Origin of the sequence: Shewanella seohaensis (genome assembly GCF_023283775.1) — a bacterium.
Lineage (GTDB): Bacteria > Pseudomonadota > Gammaproteobacteria > Enterobacterales > Shewanellaceae > Shewanella > Shewanella seohaensis.
The window spans coordinates 23,072-39,611 of record NZ_JAKILE010000013.1 but is presented as its reverse complement, the minus strand read 5'-3'; the positions used below and the strand labels follow the sequence as shown (position 1 = coordinate 39,611).

Below are 16,540 nucleotides of genomic sequence, written 5' to 3'. Positions count from 1 at the left end.
GCTTGTCTTGAGCATGGCGCGGCGCCGATTTATTTCTGCTTTTGGCCTGCTATAATTGCCGCCCTTTAATTTCTAACTCTAGGTTCTGGCGTGTCAAAACGGGGCAAAAATACGGCAAGTGCAGTGTCGATTTTCAATATCGATGATTTGTCCACTTGGCAAAAATATCGCAAAGGCTTGTGTGATAGCTGCCATGCAACCTGCTGTACCCTGCCCGTAGAAGTCACTGTGAGCGACTTAGTGCGCATGGCCTTAGTGGACGAGTTTGAAGCCGAGGGCGATCTCAAAGTCATCGCCAAGCGTCTGCAAAAAGCGCGCATCATCGACAACTTCAACCACAAAACCGCCATTTTTACCTTGGCCCGCATGGCGAACGATGATTGCCTGTACCTCGACAGCAAAACCCGTCGCTGCACCATTTATCATCAACGCCCCGAAACTTGCCGCAATCATCCGCAAATCGGCCCTAAAGCGAATCACTGCCCTTATCGTCCCCGTGAGTAAGCTTTTGAATATGGAATTGGTACAGGGCTTCGAGTTGATGGCTGTCTCGCATCGCTTGTACCTGCCGATTAAATTCACGCGCAATCAAGTCTTTATTGGCTGAACGTTTTGAGATCAGCATATAAAAAGGCTCCAGTTGGGTGTTGGGGGATACCTTAGAGGTGAGCGTTTTAGGCAGTTCGCCCGACTGAGTTAAAGCGAGGCTACCAGCTAAAATCTCCTTACGGGCGATGAAGAATTTACATCTGTGTTTCAACAACATTTCTGGGAGATGTTGCAGAGAATTGATTTCGCTGATGGGCGTTTCTTTTCGCCAGCCAAAGTTATCGTAATTGAAGCCCTTGATGCCGCAAACCGTGCCAAAATCAGCCAACTGATTGATATCATTTATATGAAATTGCGGGTCTAGTTCGGCTTTCAAATAAAAATAACTGGGGGTGAGGTAATAATAAGCAATAGATGGGATATAATCAGTCGCCCTTTGTCGGTTGAGCGATGCGCTCATTGCGGCATCTATGCTGCCATTTTGAACGTCCTTCAAACAGCGTAACCAAGGCAAAGCCTGTACTTCATAATCAATTCCAATGGGTTTAAAGGTGCGTTCTAGCAGGTCGATATCGTAGCCGCTAAGCGTGGAAGTCTTAATGCCATCTTGCCGAATAAAATAATTAAACGGTGGATATTCAGTCTCTTCGACACAAAAGCGTAACCTTAATGGGGAAAGCTCGTCGGCGCCATAGGCAGCAGGCGAGAGCAGAATCACGCATAACAAGGCGATTAGCGGATATAATAAACGCATCATACTTTTTAAACGCAGTGGCGAGTTTTTTAAAGTGTAGCAAAGGGCTTAGCGGCAGCAGGGTTCTTTATTGCCACAGGCTAGAGCCGCTTTATTGGGCAAAATTCAACTGATCCGCGAAAATCACTGCGCGGGTTGGTGCAAGTAAGTCTAGTGTGAAACAAAAGGTGTTACATGAGTCTCTTAGATAACGTGATGATTATATTGTGCTTAATTGCCGCGAGTTGTTTCTTTTCCATGTCAGAAATTGCTTTGGCCGCATCACGGAAAATCCGTTTACGTCAGTTAGCCGATGAAGGCGATGCCAGAGCTGAAAAGGTACTGCATTTACAGTCGTATCCCGGCAGCTTTTTTACTGTGGTGCAAATTGGCCTGAATGCCGTGGCCATCATGGGCGGTATTGTGGGTGAATCTGCATTTCGTCCGTATTTTTATCAATTCCTTTCACCTTGGTTAGCCGATCCTTGGTTGGGTCAGGTGAGCTTTTTGATGTCGTTTTTACTCGTTACCAGTGCCTTTATTTTGGTGGCCGATTTAATGCCTAAGCGTATTGCGATGGCGATGCCTGAGCAAGTTGCCTTGGCTGTCGTTGGCCCTATGAGTTTCTGTATCGCGATCCTTCGTCCATTGGTGTGGTTTTTCAATGGCATGGCCAGCGCGATTTTTAAGTTGCTGCAAATACCCACGGCCCGAAATGATGAAATTACTTCCGATGATATTTACGCGGTCATGAACGCGGGGGCAGAAGCTGGTGTACTCGATAGGGGAGAGCAACAGATGATGGAGAACGTGTTTGAAATGCAAACCGTTTCAGTCACTTCTGCCATGACGGCCCGTGAGAGCTTAGTGTATTTCCTGCTGCAAGACAGCGAGGAGGATATCAAACGTAAGATTGCCGAAGATCCTCACACTAAGTTTTTAGTCTGTGATGGCCAATTGGATATGGTCAAAGGTTTTGTAGATGCGAAGGAGCTGCTGATCCGGGTGATCAACGGCGAGAACATCACCTTAAAGGACAACAGTCTTGTGCATACCTCTTTGATTATTCCCGATACCTTAAGCCTGTCCGAGGCGATGGAATACTTCAAAAATAGTCGCGCCGATTTCGCCGTGGTGATGAATGAATACGCCCTAGTTGTGGGGATTGTCACCACCAACGATCTGCAGCGCGCTGTGATGGGGGCCTGGTCGCTACACGAGAGCGAAGAGCAGATTATTGCTCGCGACGGTAATTCTTGGTTAGTAGATGGGGTCACGCCCATTACCGATGTGATGCGCGCCTTCGATATCGAAGAGTTCCCCCACAGCCAAAATTATGAAACCATCGCCGGTTTTATGATGTATATGCTGCGTAAAATTCCTAAGCGTACCGACTTTGTTAACTATGCCGGTTACAAGTTTGAAGTGGTGGATATCGACGCCTACAAGGTCGACCAACTGCTGGTAACCCGCATCGATGGCAACGATAAGTTGATGTCGCCAGATACCTAATCTTATCAACATCATAAAAAACGGGACTCAGTCCCGTTTTTTTATTTTTAGCCCAAAACCACCTACTTCAGTAGGTGGTTATCATCATTTGAGGCTTTGCCTGTATACCTACCCATGTTAAATGCATCTTTGATTTTTAGCGAAGTCAAAAGAGGCAAATAACATGAGTAGATACGAGCAAGCATCGCATGTGTTCTGGCGATGTCAATATCATATAGTCTGGACACCAAAGTACCGCTTTCGGATATTGAAAGGTAATGTCGGAAAAGAGGTTTATCGATGCATTCAGGTTTATTGCCATCAAATGGGATGCATAGTCATGGAGCTAAATGTTCAAGTTGACCATGTTCATTTAGTGGTGAAGGTACCTCCGAAGATATCGATATCGAATGTAATGGGGGCGTTAAAAGGTAAGATAGCGTTGAAAATATTCAGTAAATTTCCTTACCTACGTAAGAATAAACTTTGGGGAAATCATTTTTGGCAGAGAGGATACTTCGTCGATTCGATTGGAATTAACGAGGAAATAATCCGTAGATACGTTAGGCATCAAGAGAAAGTAGAGCGGCAAGAGCAGGGTCAACTTGCTCTTGAATAAAGGCCCCCTTTTAGGGGGTTAAAACAAAGCCACCTTCTTCAGAAGGTGGATTCTTTACATCGCTACTAAAATTTAGATTGCTTCTAAAAACGCATTCACTATTGGATCGTCCAAGCGTTTGACCTTGCAGCAACAACCCAGCTCAAAGGGGGCAATGTTCACGGGGGAGGCTAATAGCTGGATCCTATCCCGCACCGGGCTGTTATTGATCACTACCTCTGGGGTGATGCTCACGCCACACCCGAGCGCCACCATGGATGCAATCGCTTCTTGTCCCGACACCTGCGCATAAATATTGGGGCTTATTCCCATCTGTTTGAACCAATTATCGGCGCGGCGCCGCCCAGGGCCATGGTCGGGAATGATAAAGGGCACCCGCGACCAGTCGATGGGGGCTTGGCTTATCTGTTGCTGCACCGCGCAGCGCATGGTTGGCGCGATTAAGGACAAAGGCACATCGTCAATCTTGGCGAAATGCAAGGTGGCAGGGAAGGGATCCGGCAGCGCGGCAATGGCAATATCGGCGCGATTTTGTTGCACTTCGGCCAGTGCATTGGCGGCATCCCCTGTGGTCAGGGCTATCTCAACAAAGGGATGCTCCTGCCGAAAACGTTCCAGCAATTGCGGTAAATGGCTGTAGGCGGCAGTTACTGAGCAATAGAGATTTAAGGTGCCGCGCAGTACATCCTGTTTGAGATCGATACTGTGTCGCAGGTTGCGCCAATGGTGCAGGGTCTGCTCGGCGAACAATTTAAACTCGCGCCCCGCGTGGGTTAAGGTCACGCTGCGATTATCCCGTTCGAATAACTTGGCGTTCACTTCTTCTTCGAGCCGCTGCAAGGCGCGACTTAAGGTCGAGGGACTGACGTGCATCTGCTCCGCCGTCTTGGCGAAGTGCAAACTGTCACATAAGTGCAGGTACAATTTGAGGGTGCGTATGTCCATAACCTCGTCCTATTGGCCGCTTATCAAGGCTGTTGTAACCGAAAATGACATTGCATAAAACGCAATGTGAGGTTTCGAATATATCATTTTAAGCAACGATAGCCATAGGTTATAGTGATTTCAATCACAACCAGTCATTAACAAAAAGTTGATATTGGTTGAGTCCCAAATTCCCGACTGAAAGGTGGTATCTCAGATGGCTAACTATTTTAACTCTCTGAATTTACGTCAACAATTAGCACAGCTTGGCCAATGTCGTTTCATGGACCGTTCTGAATTCAGCGACGGCTGCAATTACATCAAAGATTGGAAGATTGTTATTTTAGGTTGTGGTGCTCAGGGTCTTAACCAAGGTCTGAACATGCGCGACTCAGGGCTGAATATTGCCTATGCCCTGCGCCCTGAAGCCATTGCTCAAAAACGTGCCTCATGGCAAAAAGCCACAGATAACGGCTTTAAAGTGGGTACCTTTGAAGAGCTGATCCCAACGGCGGATTTGGTACTGAACTTAACGCCTGATAAGCAGCACTCCAATGTGGTTAGCGCTGTGATGCCACTGATGAAACAGGGCGCAACGCTGTCTTATTCCCACGGTTTTAACATCGTTGAAGAAGGCATGCAGATCCGCCCCGATATCACAGTGGTGATGGTCGCGCCTAAATGCCCAGGCACTGAAGTGCGTGAAGAATACAAGCGTGGTTTTGGTGTACCAACACTGATTGCCGTGCACCCAGAAAACGACCCTAATGGAGATGGTTTAGAGATTGCCAAAGCCTATGCGAGTGCCACAGGTGGTGACCGCGCTGGCGTGTTGCAATCTTCCTTTATCGCCGAAGTAAAATCGGATCTGATGGGCGAGCAAACAATTCTGTGCGGTATGTTGCAGACGGGCGCCATCTTAGGTTACGACAAGATGGTGGCCGATGGTGTTGAACCTGGCTATGCCGCTAAGTTAATCCAACAAGGTTGGGAAACCGTGACCGAGGCGCTTAAGCACGGCGGTATCACCAACATGATGGATAGACTTTCTAATCCAGCCAAGATTAAAGCGTTTGAAATTGCAGAAGATTTAAAAGAAATCCTGCAACCCTTATTCGAAAAACATATGGATGACATCATTAGCGGCGAGTTCTCTCGCACTATGATGCAAGACTGGGCCAATGACGACGCTAACCTGCTGCGTTGGCGCGCCGAAACCGCCGAAACAGGCTTCGAAAATGCCCCAGTTTCGAGCGAGCATATCGACGAGCAAACCTATTTTGACAAGGGGATTTTCCTGGTTGCGATGATCAAAGCCGGTGTCGAATTAGCCTTCGATACTATGGTGTCGGCGGGGATTGTTGAAGAGTCAGCCTATTACGAATCACTGCATGAAACGCCGCTGATCGCTAACACCATCGCCCGTAAACGTCTTTATGAGATGAACGTGGTGATCTCGGATACCGCAGAATACGGTTGTTATCTGTTCAACCATGCTGCCGTGCCTATGCTGCGTGACTATGTAAATGCCATGTCGCCAGAGTATTTAGGTGCGGGTCTGAAGGACAGTTCTAACAACGTCGATAACCTGCAGTTAATCGCCATCAATGATGCGATTCGCCACACCTCTGTTGAGTACATTGGTGCGGAACTTCGTGGTTATATGACTGATATGAAAAGTATTGTTGGAGTTTAATCGATAAAGGCCAGGCCCCTAAGGATGTGGGGCTCGGCGTGGCAAATTTATTCCTGCTTCGTAGGTTGTCGAGCGGGCAAAACCGACATGGGTTAGTTGGCGATAAGGTTCACTAACGCGCGTTTGTTAACGTTTCACTTTGTTGTTTTGCATTGTCTCGGCAGGGAAGCTGAATTTTTTTGACATTAGATAATTTTTTATTGTGTTTGGCTGTCGCTTTATGGTAAAGCTAATAACTCGCGGCGGGACAAGGTTCCCAAGGCAAGCATCGCTCAGGCTTAAAAGTGAGGAGCGATAAGAATTTCAGCGATACACATACAGAACACCGATTAGGAACCCATATTGATGTTTAACCAAGCTGCCAAGCTCATTCTCGTGATTATTACCGTAGTGATTATTAAATCACAGCGGGGGCGGCGCATGGCAAACTGGTAGACCTAAAAGGTTAAAAGTTTCGAAAGAACCCCCCGCTCCGAAAGGACCGGGGGGTTCTTCGTTTTCAGGCCCGAGGTTTTGGAAATGAGGTTTCGAAATAGCACAAATTACGAGTCGATTTTCGGCAATTTAGGATCAAGGTAGCGAGAGAGAATATGGAACCAGGGCAGATGATTAGAGGCGCAGACGCAGTAATAAAAGTGTTGGCAGCACATGGTGTTACCACAGTATTTGGTTACCCAGGTGGTGCCATTATGCCAATCTACGATGCCCTCTATGGAAGCCCTGTCGAACATCTCTTAAGCCGCCACGAACAAGGCGCCGCCTTTGCCGCCGTAGGTTACGCTAGAGCCAGTGGTAAAACTGGCGTGTGCTTTGCCACCTCAGGCCCAGGCGCCACCAACCTAATCACTTCACTTGCCGATGCGTTATTAGATTCTGTGCCAGTTGTCGCTATCACGGGTCAGGTTTCAACCGCCGTGATTGGCACAGATGCGTTTCAAGAAATCGATGTATTGGGCATGTCCTTAAGCTGCACTAAGCACAGTTTTATGGTGACGGATGTCAACGATCTGATCCCGACCCTGTATCAAGCCTTCGAAATCGCGGCATCGGGTCGACCCGGCCCAGTGCTGGTGGATATCCCTAAGGATATCCAAATCGCGCAACTGGAATATCGCACTCCCTTGCTGGCGGTGACCAATGAGCCACAGGCGAGCGCCTGTGAGATTGAGGCGGCCCGCGCCCTGTTAGCAGAGGCGAAGCAGCCTATGTTGTACGTGGGTGGTGGCGTCGGGATGGCGGGCGCCGTCGATCAACTGCGGGAATTTATCAAAGCCACGGGTATGCCATCGGTCGCGACGTTAAAGGGCTTAGGCAGTATTGCCCATGGCACTCCAGGTTATTTAGGCATGTTGGGTATGCACGGCGGAAAGGCGGCCAACCTAGCGGTGCAGGATTGCGATTTATTAGTGGTTGCTGGAGCGCGCTTCGATGACCGAGTGACAGGCCGCTTAGCAACCTTTGCCAATAAGGCTAAAGTCATCCATTTAGATATAGACGCCGCCGAGCTGGGCAAACTGCGCCAGCCCGATGTGGCCATCGCCGGTGATTTACGTCAGATTTTCCCCGCTTTAGCTATGTCACTGAACATCACGTCTTGGCAAGCAGAGGTTGAACATCTTGCCCGTAAACATCAATGGGATTATCAACATCCCGGCAGCTTAATTTATGCTCCTGCCATGCTGCGCCGCCTTGCTAATAAACTGCCCGAAGACAACGTAGTGTGCTGCGATGTGGGCCAACATCAAATGTGGGTCGCCCAACATATGTGGTTCCGCCGCCCTGAAGATCACTTATCCAGCGCTGGTTTAGGCACTATGGGCTTTGGTTTACCCGCCGCTATCGGCGCCCAAGTCGCCCGCCCGGATGCAACTGTAGTCACAGTGTCTGGCGATGGCTCTTTTATGATGAACGTGCAAGAGCTGACCACCATCAAGCGCCGCAAATTACCGGTGAAGATCCTACTAATCGACAACCAAAAACTGGGGATGGTGAAACAGTGGCAACAGCTATTCTTTGAAGAGCGCTACAGCGAAACCGATCTGTCAGACAACCCCGATTTTGTGCAACTCGCTTCGGCCTTCGATATTCCCGGCCGCACGATTTTCTCTTCCGACGAAGTGGAAGAGGCCTTAACCGAAATGTTAGCGGCTAAGGGTCCCTATTTGTTACACGTAGCAATCGACGATGCTTTTAACGTTTGGCCACTGGTGCCCCCCGGCGCATCAAACAGCGATATGATGGACGAAATGGAGAAACAAACATGATCCACTCCCTAGAATTAACGGTTCAACAACGCCCAGAAGTGATAGAACGTGTACTACGTGTGACTCGTCACCGTGGTTTTACTGTCACCCAAATGCAAATGCGGATGAACGACGATGCGAGTCTGTCGCTGGATATGGAAGTGGACAGCGAGCGCGCCATCGAGCTGCTCAGCAATCAATTGAATAAATTGATTGATGTCACTCAATGCAAGGTCTTGTTACCGCTAAACTTGCAACAACAAAAAGTACACGCATAAGCATCCAGTGGCTGCGGTATTAGCACTGCAGCAACGCCCTAAGGGCACGATTTTCGATTTGAGATAAGGGATAGAGTCAATGCCAAAGTTACGTTCAGCAACCAGTACCGAAGGCCGCAATATGGCGGGTGCCCGTGCGCTATGGCGCGCCACAGGGGTGAAAGACAATGATTTTGGTAAGCCGATTATTGCGATTGCCAACTCCTTTACTCAGTTTGTCCCCGGCCATGTGCACTTAAAAGATATGGGCTCTCTGGTGGCGGGCGCCATCGAAGAGGCGGGCGGTATCGCCAAGGAATTCAACACTATCGCTGTGGATGATGGTATCGCCATGGGCCACGGTGGCATGCTCTACAGTCTGCCTTCGCGGGAGCTTATCGCCGATAGCGTCGAGTATATGGTCAATGCCCACTGCGCCGATGCGCTGGTTTGTATCTCTAACTGCGACAAAATCACCCCCGGCATGTTGATGGCGGCGCTGCGCCTCAATATTCCCGTGGTGTTTGTATCGGGCGGGCCGATGGAAGCGGGTAAAACCAAACTGTCGGACAAGCTTATCAAACTCGATTTAGTCGATGCCATGGTGGCGGCGGCCGACTCGAGTGTGAGCGATGAAGATAGCGCTAAAATCGAACGCAGCGCTTGCCCTACATGTGGTTCCTGTTCGGGCATGTTTACCGCCAACTCGATGAACTGTTTAACCGAAGCTTTAGGTCTGTCGCTGCCGGGTAACGGCTCCATGCTCGCGACCCATGCCGATCGCCGTGAGTTGTTTTTAGAAGCGGGCCGCCGCGTAATGGCGCTGACCAAACGTTACTACGAACAAGATGATGCCTCGGCACTGCCGCGCAACATCGCCAGCTTTAAAGCCTTTGAGAACGCCATGGCGCTGGATATCGCCATGGGCGGTTCGTCTAATACTGTGTTGCACTTATTGGCTGCGGCGCAGGAGGCGGACGTGGCATTCACTATGGACGATATCGACCGTATGTCGCGCCAAGTGCCGCATCTGTGTAAGGTGGCGCCGTCGACCGCTAAATACCATATGGAAGATGTGCACCGCGCCGGAGGTGTGATGGGCATCTTAGGCGAACTCGACCGCGCCGGACTGCTGCATACCGATGTGCCACACGTTGCCGCCGATGCGGGGGGCAATCTCAAGTCGGTGCTCGCCAAGTACGATGTCATGCAAACCCAAGATGACAAAGTAAAACAATTCTTTATGGCGGGACCTGCGGGCATTCCTACCACTAAAGCCTTTAGCCAAGACTGCCGCTGGCCATCGCTGGACGATGACAGGCGTGAAGGTTGTATCCGTAGCCGCGAATTTGCCTTCAGCCAAGAGGGCGGTTTGGCCGTGTTATCGGGCAATCTGGCCGACAATGGCTGTATCGTTAAAACGGCGGGTGTGGATGAGTCTAACCTGACCTTTACTGGCAGCGCTCGAGTGTACGAAAGCCAAGACGATGCTGTCGCTGGCATCTTAGGTGGCGAAGTGGTGGCGGGTGATGTGGTGGTTATTCGTTACGAAGGGCCAAAAGGCGGCCCAGGCATGCAAGAAATGTTGTACCCCACCAGTTACTTAAAATCTCGCGGCTTAGGCAAGGCCTGCGCGCTGATCACCGACGGCCGTTTCTCTGGTGGAACCTCAGGTTTATCCATCGGCCATGTGTCGCCTGAGGCGGCGGCGGGTGGCACGATTGCCTTGATTGAAAACGGCGATCGCATCGAAATCGATATTCCTAAGCGCAGTATTAAGCTTGCGGTGAGTGATGCCGAATTGGCTGCGCGTCGTGAAACCATGCTCGCCCGTGGGCCAATGGCGTGGAAACCGCTTTCGCGTCAGCGTTATGTGTCGATGGCGCTCAAAGCCTACGCCATGCTTGCCACCAGTGCCGATAAGGGCGCGGTGCGCGATCGCAGTAAGTTGGAGGACTGATATGTTATCTCTCGCATCGTCGCAAACGGAGCAGGCTGAGGCGCAGGCCTCTCAAGTTCAATCCTCTCAAGTTCAGTCCGATAAGGCGCAATCGAGCACTTCAGCCTTAGAAAAGAGTCAGCTTGCGCAAAGCTACCTGCAAAAAATCCTGTTGTCGTCGGTTTATGACGTTGCGAAAGTGACGCCACTCTCGAGCCTGAATAAACTCTCGGCGCGTTTGGGCTGCCAAGTATTTTTAAAGCGTGAGGATATGCAGCCTGTGCATTCCTTCAAGCTGCGTGGCGCCTATAACCGTATCGCCCAGTTAAGCCAAGCCGAATGTCAACGCGGCGTAGTGTGCGCCTCGGCGGGTAACCATGCTCAAGGCGTGGCCATGTCGGCGGCCAGTCGTGGTGTGGATGCAGTGATTGTGATGCCCGAAACTACGCCGGATATCAAAGTCGATGCGGTGCGTCGTTTGGGCGGTAACGTGGTGTTGCACGGCCAAGCCTTCGATCAGGCCAATGGCTTTGCGATGGAGATGGCACAGCAGGAAGGTCGGGTGTATATCGCCCCCTTCGATGATGAAGCCGTTATCGCAGGCCAAGGCACTATCGCCCAAGAAATGCTGCAACAGCAGCGCGACCTTGAAGTGGTATTTGTGCCCGTGGGCGGTGGTGGTTTAATTGCCGGGATTGCTGCTTATTACAAGGCGGTGATGCCAAAGGTTAAAATTGTTGGGGTAGAGCCTGAAGATGCGGCCTGCTTAAAAGCGGCGATGGAGGCGGGCGAGCCTGTCACACTTGCGCAAGTCGGCTTGTTTGCCGATGGGGTCGCGGTTAAACGTATCGGCACTGAGCCATTTCGCTTAGCTAAGTGGTTTGTGGATGAAGTAGTGACGGTAACGTCCGACGAAATCTGCGCTGCTGTAAAAGATATTTTTGAGGATACCCGCGCTATTGCCGAACCTGCGGGTGCCTTATCCCTTGCGGGGCTTAAAAAATACGTCAGTACCAATGCCGCAGGCGAGAGTGGTAAGGGTGAAAAAGTCGCGGCGATTTTAAGTGGCGCGAATGTGAACTTCCACAGCCTGCGGTATGTGTCTGAGCGCTGTGAGCTGGGTGAGCAAAAAGAAGCCGTGTTGGCGGTTAAAGTGCCCGAGCGTCCCGGCAGCTTCCTGCGTTTTTGTGAGTTGCTCGAAAAGCGGGTGATGACCGAATTTAACTATCGCTTTAGCAGTCGCGATATGGCGGTGGTGTTTGCGGGTATTCGCCTGACTAAAGGCCATGGCGAATTAGAGCAGATCATCAATACCTTAGAAGATAATGGCTTCGAGGTGCAGGACTTATCCGGTGACGAAACCGCGAAATTACATGTGCGTTATATGGTCGGTGGTCATCCGCCAGAGCCGTTAGAGGAGCGCCTATTTAGCTTTGAGTTTCCCGAGCATCCCGGTGCGCTGCTGAAGTTTTTAACCACCCTGCAGAGCAAGTGGAATATCAGTTTATTCCATTACCGTAATCACGGCGCGGCCTTTGGGCGAGTGCTGGCGGGGTTTGAAGTCCCCGAGGGCGATGCCTTGCCGTTTCAGCAGTTTTTAACTGAGCTGGGATTTGTCTATCAAGAAGAGACGCAAAGCCCTGCTTATCAACTGTTTTTGAATGCCGGAAAAGGAAAAAAGAACCTGCCTTTGTAGTCACTTAGCTTTAGGTTACAACTTAGGCTAAAGGAGGGGCGCACAGGCGCCCCTTTTTGTGGTAGTTTGGTTTAACAAGTTAAGAGTGAATGCTCTAGTCCCACAATAATCAGACCTCGACCCTACGCATTAAGGAGACATGATGTTACCTGCACCGCATTTTTCTGCCTTTAATCCGCCTCGCCGCATTTTGATGGGGCCAGGTCCATCGGATGTTTATCCTGAAGTATTAGCCGCGCAGGCAAGGCCTACCGTTGGTCACCTAGACCCATTATTTGTTGGCATGATGGATGAGCTTAAGAGCCTGATCCAATATGCGTTTCAGACCAAAAATGAAATGACGATGGCGGTGTCGGCCCCCGGCAGTGCGGGCATGGAAACCTGTTTTGTAAACTTAGTCGAACCCGGCGAAAAGGTGATTGTGTGCCGCAATGGTGTGTTTGGTGAGCGTATGCGCCAAAACGTCGAGCGCGTCGGTGCGATTGCGGTGCTGGTGGATAATGAATGGGGTACGCCTGTCGACCCTGCTGCCGTTGAAGCGGCGCTTAAAGCCAACCCCGATGCTAAATTCCTTGCTTTTGTGCATGCCGAAACCTCAACAGGCGCATTGAGTGATGCTAAAACCCTGTGCGCGCTGGCAAAACAATACGGCTGTTTATCGATTGTCGATGCGGTCACTTCCCTCGGCGGTGTGGAATTAAGAGTCGATGAATGGGGAATCGATGCCATTTATTCTGGCAGTCAGAAATGTCTCTCCTGCGTGCCGGGCTTATCGCCTGTGTCTTTCTCGCCCAATGCGGTGGAAAAGCTTAAAAACCGTAAAACGCCAGTGCAGAGCTGGTTCCTCGATCAAAGTCTGGTCATGGCCTATTGGACGAGCGCTGGTGGCAAGCGCAGTTATCACCATACCGCGCCTGTTAATGCACTTTATGCCCTGCACGAGTCGCTGCGTTTATTGGCGGCCGAAGGTTTAGAAAATGCGTGGAAGCGTCATCAAGACATGCATTTAGTGCTGCGCGCCGGCCTTGAAAAACTCGGCCTGAAATTTGTGGTCGCCGAAGCTTCGCGTTTGCCGCAACTTAATGCCATTTACATCCCCGAAGGCGTTGATGATGCCGCCGTGCGTGCGCGTCTACTCAAGGATTACAACCTTGAAATCGGTGCCGGTCTTGGTGCTCTAGCGGGTAAAGCTTGGCGCATCGGTTTAATGGGCTTTGGTGCCCGCCGTGAGAATGTCGCGCTCTGTTTGCGCGCCCTAGAAGAGGTGCTGAACTAATATGTCAGTTTCGCGTATAAGGATGTTACGCAGTGTGAGTTTGCGCTCAGTGAGCTCACGTTTATTGATTGGCGGTTTGATTCTGATCTTAAGTGGTTGCGCCTCCAGCAATATGAGTAATACCAGTTGTGATTTTGTGCGAGGTACAGCAGGCAATCAGAGTCAACGCGAGGCCAGCGGTGATGATAGCAATGCCAGGCAGATGGATGTGGGCATTGGGATTTTAACCGCGATCTTCGGCAGTATTAGCCGAGCACTTTCTTCCGATGATAAATCGGATGAGAAGTGTGTTTAATCGGTGAGTTCTAGTCGTCTTTGATTGTTTATAAATCCCCGTAATGCGGGGATTTTTTATAAAGACAGTATCGTTCTTTAGTGCTGGGAATATTGATTAAGCACAGTCATTTCAGTGACACGCCGTGAATATGTCCCTATAGGCTCGACGGCGGCATCCATGCCGCCAACGGTCACTTCCATGGCAGTGCTTAATCCGGTTAAGCCCTTGGTATACCATGTAGTCCTTTGTTAACACGTTAACAATTCTTAGGGTTCGCGTTGCTGGAAAGTTTTTTATTACATTGAATATGATATGTTCTTAATATTTAATGTTCATCATTTCAAAAACATAAATAGATATTTTTTACGGGGATATATGAAAAAAATATACAAATATATGCCTTATCGGCGAGAATTTTTTTCTAGCTTTTGTCCCCGAGCAAGTCAACGAGGTGTCCTAAATGATCCATTTGAGCTAAGTCCTGCACAAGACTTAATTGATAAGGTACTTCGTGATGGTTTAGGGGAGGACTTCTTTGAACAAGCGGAACAGTTTTCATCAGATGCTAATTTTAACGAAGTTGGTGTAATTTCATTTACTGAAAACTACAATAACCTACTAATGTGGTCACACTATGCTAATGAGCATAAGGGGATTGTTATTGAGTTTGATTATGAAAAATTGGGATATTATTTTAATTACAAGCTATCAATGTCAGACACTATTGAACGTGTTCTATATAACAGAGAGCGGTTTTCACCCCTGCAGAAAGGTGTTTGTGTAAAAGATTTGTTGCTTACCAAAAGTGATGACTGGATTTATGAGAAAGAGCACCGTATTTTACCTAAATTACGTGATGCTGACTTTGTTCGGGTAGATAGGGTCTTGTTCGAGCAGCTGCATGATTTTTATGATGATCTATATGTTAGATTATTTAAAATTATTTCAGAAGATGACAAATTTATAACATTTCAGGTTAATCCAGATGAGTATGAACGTTTTGACAATCAAGAGTATGACGGAAACTCAACTGATGATAATGAAGAGATGAAGTTTAGTCCCAGTGAAACAATTCTTAATGAAATATATGGTTCATTAGCGGTAATGCCTTCCTCTGTTTTTTTATTTCAATTGCCTGTTGATTGTATCTCTGCAGTGTTTCTAGGTTGTAGGACTTCTCCGACTGACATTGAGGAAATTAAAGACTTGGTAAAAAATAAAAATATTCCCACATTTCAAGCGGAGTTAAGCAAAACGCACTTTGCTTTGAGCTTCAATGAAGTTTAATTTCATATAAATTCATTAAGAGTTTTCTGAGTTACTTTGATGGTGCTAAGTGAGTAAATTAATCTTATTTCTCGTTTTTATCCTATCTATTCCTGCCGTAATTATTGGCGCATTTGTATTCGAGGATATTGGCGGGCTGCTGTTAATCTCTTGGTTTTCTTTGGTGCTTGGGCTGATTGGGATTGCTGGGATATTAAGATTTAGGCAAGAGCAACTGTTAGCTTATGAGCTGGTTGAAGGGACGGTTGTTTCGCTGCAAGAGAATAATCGATATAGCGATGAGCCTGAGCACTTTAGGGATCAGCAAGTGTTTATTAATCCGGTGATTGAATATTTTTGGCGAGGGCAGCGCTATACCAGTGGCGCGCTGATGAATTACAACGAGCATGCCTACAACCGCTTTGGGCCGAAAATAGGTGATAAGGTGAGTTTATCTGTGCCTATTCAACATCCAGAAGCGGCTATCGAACACAAGTTCCTCGCAAGATACAGTCATTTGATTATTGGTGTGATGGCGCTTTTTATATCAGCTGTCTTGGCCACATTGCTGTTGACGGAAATCGTGGCATTTACGCATGGCTGAAGTGATTGCTCGCTTAGGCTCATCCTAATAAAAACGGCATCTACATAAGTTGCAGATGCCGCCTGTCGCACTGAGTTAGCCCTTAAGCTGGCTTTATACTTTTTATCCGATGGGCTGCTCTTTACTTCTTGGTCTGAACTTTTCCACTAAAAATATACTTAAGCTGCTAATGATGGCGGCGAGTACAGTCGAGAATAGCACATCCTGCGGCCAGTGCATGCCGAGTAACATGCGGCTGAGGCCCATTAATAATCCCCAAGTAAATAACGCGTTGGCAAATAGCGGCAAACCCGCGATTAGCAAGTAATAGCTGGCGGTGAGCACTAAGGTGACTGCGAAAATTGTGTGACCCGAAGGGAAGGAATAACCGATTTCATCCTCCCAATGTTGGTGAATGTTAGGAGCGAGTTTGACCTCGGGCTCCATGGTGTGTAGTTCGGTTAGTGCCTCGGCGATGGCCTGTGAACGCTCAGGTTTGGCTAATTGATAAAAAGTGTGTGGATTAAGTTGCGCTTCCTCAGGGAGGCCTTGGTCGGACAGATATACTAGGTTCGGTCTTGGCTCTTTAAACAAGGCTTTAAGGGTATGACTGGTGCTCAGGCTGATGACTTGGCTGAGGCTAATGGCTAAAAACAGGCTAATAAACAGCGCTTTTGGCATATAGCGATAGGCGAGTGCCAGTACCACTAACACGGTCGCCACTCCATAGGGCGCCGTGCCTGTGGTGGTGAGCCAATATAAGGCCTTGGCTAAGGGCGATTGCAGGTCGATTAGTGGAAATAATTGATTTTGAGTGAGTAACAGTAAGCTTGGAATGGTTGCCAACAGTAACCAGACAAGGGCTAAACGACGTAGAAGATAGGCTGGATGAGTCAAAATATTCGCCTCCGAGTAAACCACATAGGCTACATGCCACGTTTGGGCTTGCCAATAAAAAAATCCCGACAGCAAAAAGTGCGCTGTCGGGGGT

The 16,540-nt window shown here is 48.9% G+C and carries 15 protein-coding genes; 12 read left to right on the top strand and 3 right to left on the bottom strand.

Features of this window, described 5'->3' with window-relative positions; genetic code table 11:
* Window positions 1-90: 90 nt before the first annotated feature.
* A complete protein-coding gene (locus L2713_RS15000; RefSeq protein ID WP_248968426.1) occupies window positions 91-504 on the top strand; it encodes a YkgJ family cysteine cluster protein in 414 nt (137 codons plus the stop codon).
* On the opposite strand, the gene L2713_RS14995 is transcribed toward L2713_RS15000, so the two are convergent.
* Window positions 467-1,267, bottom strand: coding sequence for a substrate-binding periplasmic protein (locus L2713_RS14995; RefSeq protein ID WP_248968425.1), 801 nt, complete (start codon window positions 1,265-1,267; stop codon window positions 467-469). The genes L2713_RS15000 and L2713_RS14995 overlap by 38 nt on opposite strands.
* 210 nt (window positions 1,268-1,477) lie before the next feature.
* Here L2713_RS14995 and paeA point away from each other — a divergent pair, with 210 nt between their 5' ends.
* Entirely contained in the window at window positions 1,478-2,794 is a 1,317-nt protein-coding gene (gene paeA / locus L2713_RS14990) for a polyamine export protein PaeA (protein WP_011621165.1), read from the top strand.
* Window positions 2,795-2,957: 163 nt separating this feature from the next.
* The gene (gene tnpA / locus L2713_RS14985) at window positions 2,958-3,392 is read left to right on the top strand and encodes an IS200/IS605 family transposase (RefSeq protein ID WP_248968424.1); all 435 of its coding nucleotides are present in this window, start codon (window positions 2,958-2,960) and stop codon (window positions 3,390-3,392) included.
* A gap of 72 nt (window positions 3,393-3,464) precedes the next feature.
* Here tnpA and ilvY read toward each other — a convergent pair whose 3' ends face one another.
* Window positions 3,465-4,337, bottom strand: coding sequence for an HTH-type transcriptional activator IlvY (gene ilvY / locus L2713_RS14980; RefSeq protein ID WP_011715584.1), 873 nt, complete (start codon window positions 4,335-4,337; stop codon window positions 3,465-3,467).
* 196 nt (window positions 4,338-4,533) lie between these two features.
* On the opposite strand from ilvY, the gene ilvC reads away from it, so the two are divergent.
* The 9 genes from ilvC to L2713_RS14935 all read left to right on the top strand — a co-directional run bounded on the left by ilvC (window position 4,534) and on the right by L2713_RS14935 (window position 15,570).
* A complete protein-coding gene (ilvC, locus tag L2713_RS14975; protein ID WP_248968423.1) occupies window positions 4,534-6,012 on the top strand; it encodes a ketol-acid reductoisomerase in 1,479 nt (492 codons plus the stop codon).
* Window positions 6,013-6,602: 590 nt separating this feature from the next.
* Window positions 6,603-8,276, top strand: coding sequence for an acetolactate synthase 2 catalytic subunit (gene ilvG, locus L2713_RS14970; protein WP_248968422.1), 1,674 nt, complete (start codon window positions 6,603-6,605; stop codon window positions 8,274-8,276).
* The gene (gene ilvM / locus L2713_RS14965; RefSeq protein WP_011621169.1) at window positions 8,273-8,533 is read left to right on the top strand and encodes an acetolactate synthase 2 small subunit; all 261 of its coding nucleotides are present in this window, start codon (window positions 8,273-8,275) and stop codon (window positions 8,531-8,533) included. Before ilvG ends, ilvM begins: the two co-directional genes overlap by 4 nt.
* 79 nt (window positions 8,534-8,612) lie before the next feature.
* Window positions 8,613-10,472, top strand: coding sequence for a dihydroxy-acid dehydratase (gene ilvD, locus L2713_RS14960; RefSeq protein ID WP_248968421.1), 1,860 nt, complete (start codon window positions 8,613-8,615; stop codon window positions 10,470-10,472).
* 1 nt (window position 10,473) lies between these two features.
* The gene (gene ilvA / locus L2713_RS14955) at window positions 10,474-12,147 is read left to right on the top strand and encodes a threonine ammonia-lyase, biosynthetic (RefSeq protein WP_248968420.1); all 1,674 of its coding nucleotides are present in this window, start codon (window positions 10,474-10,476) and stop codon (window positions 12,145-12,147) included.
* A gap of 142 nt (window positions 12,148-12,289) precedes the next feature.
* Window positions 12,290-13,423: a pyridoxal-phosphate-dependent aminotransferase family protein gene (locus tag L2713_RS14950; protein WP_248968419.1), complete on the top strand. Its 1,134-nt coding sequence runs from the start codon at window positions 12,290-12,292 to the stop codon at window positions 13,421-13,423.
* Window positions 13,424-13,457: 34 nt separating this feature from the next.
* Window positions 13,458-13,718, top strand: coding sequence for a hypothetical protein (locus L2713_RS14945; RefSeq protein WP_239000481.1), 261 nt, complete (start codon window positions 13,458-13,460; stop codon window positions 13,716-13,718).
* Window positions 13,719-14,075: 357 nt separating this feature from the next.
* Entirely contained in the window at window positions 14,076-14,987 is a 912-nt protein-coding gene (locus tag L2713_RS14940; protein WP_248968418.1) for a DUF2971 domain-containing protein, read from the top strand.
* Window positions 14,988-15,036: 49 nt separating this feature from the next.
* Window positions 15,037-15,570, top strand: a complete 534-nt coding sequence (locus L2713_RS14935; protein ID WP_248968417.1) for a DUF3592 domain-containing protein — start codon at window positions 15,037-15,039, stop codon at window positions 15,568-15,570.
* Between the two features lie 102 nt (window positions 15,571-15,672).
* On the opposite strand, the gene L2713_RS14930 is transcribed toward L2713_RS14935, so the two are convergent.
* A complete protein-coding gene (locus L2713_RS14930; RefSeq protein WP_248968416.1) occupies window positions 15,673-16,446 on the bottom strand; it encodes a phosphatase PAP2 family protein in 774 nt (257 codons plus the stop codon).
* Window positions 16,447-16,540 lie beyond the last annotated feature (94 nt).

Excerpts from the sequence above, each read along its gene's own strand:
- paeA (WP_011621165.1), top strand. The coding sequence starts at position 1,478 with ATGAGTCTCTTAGATAACGTGATGATTATATTGTGCTTAATTGCCGCG.
- tnpA (WP_248968424.1), top strand. The coding sequence starts at position 2,958 with ATGAGTAGATACGAGCAAGCATCGCATGTGTTCTGGCGATGTCAATAT.
- ilvY (WP_011715584.1), bottom strand. The coding sequence starts at position 4,337 with ATGGACATACGCACCCTCAAATTGTACCTGCACTTATGTGACAGTTTG.
- ilvC (WP_248968423.1), top strand. The coding sequence starts at position 4,534 with ATGGCTAACTATTTTAACTCTCTGAATTTACGTCAACAATTAGCACAG.
- ilvG (WP_248968422.1), top strand. The coding sequence starts at position 6,603 with ATGGAACCAGGGCAGATGATTAGAGGCGCAGACGCAGTAATAAAAGTG.
- ilvM (WP_011621169.1), top strand. The coding sequence starts at position 8,273 with ATGATCCACTCCCTAGAATTAACGGTTCAACAACGCCCAGAAGTGATA.
- ilvD (WP_248968421.1), top strand. The coding sequence starts at position 8,613 with ATGCCAAAGTTACGTTCAGCAACCAGTACCGAAGGCCGCAATATGGCG.
- ilvA (WP_248968420.1), top strand. The coding sequence starts at position 10,474 with ATGTTATCTCTCGCATCGTCGCAAACGGAGCAGGCTGAGGCGCAGGCC.
- L2713_RS14950 (WP_248968419.1), top strand. The coding sequence starts at position 12,290 with ATGTTACCTGCACCGCATTTTTCTGCCTTTAATCCGCCTCGCCGCATT.
- L2713_RS14940 (WP_248968418.1), top strand. The coding sequence starts at position 14,076 with ATGAAAAAAATATACAAATATATGCCTTATCGGCGAGAATTTTTTTCT.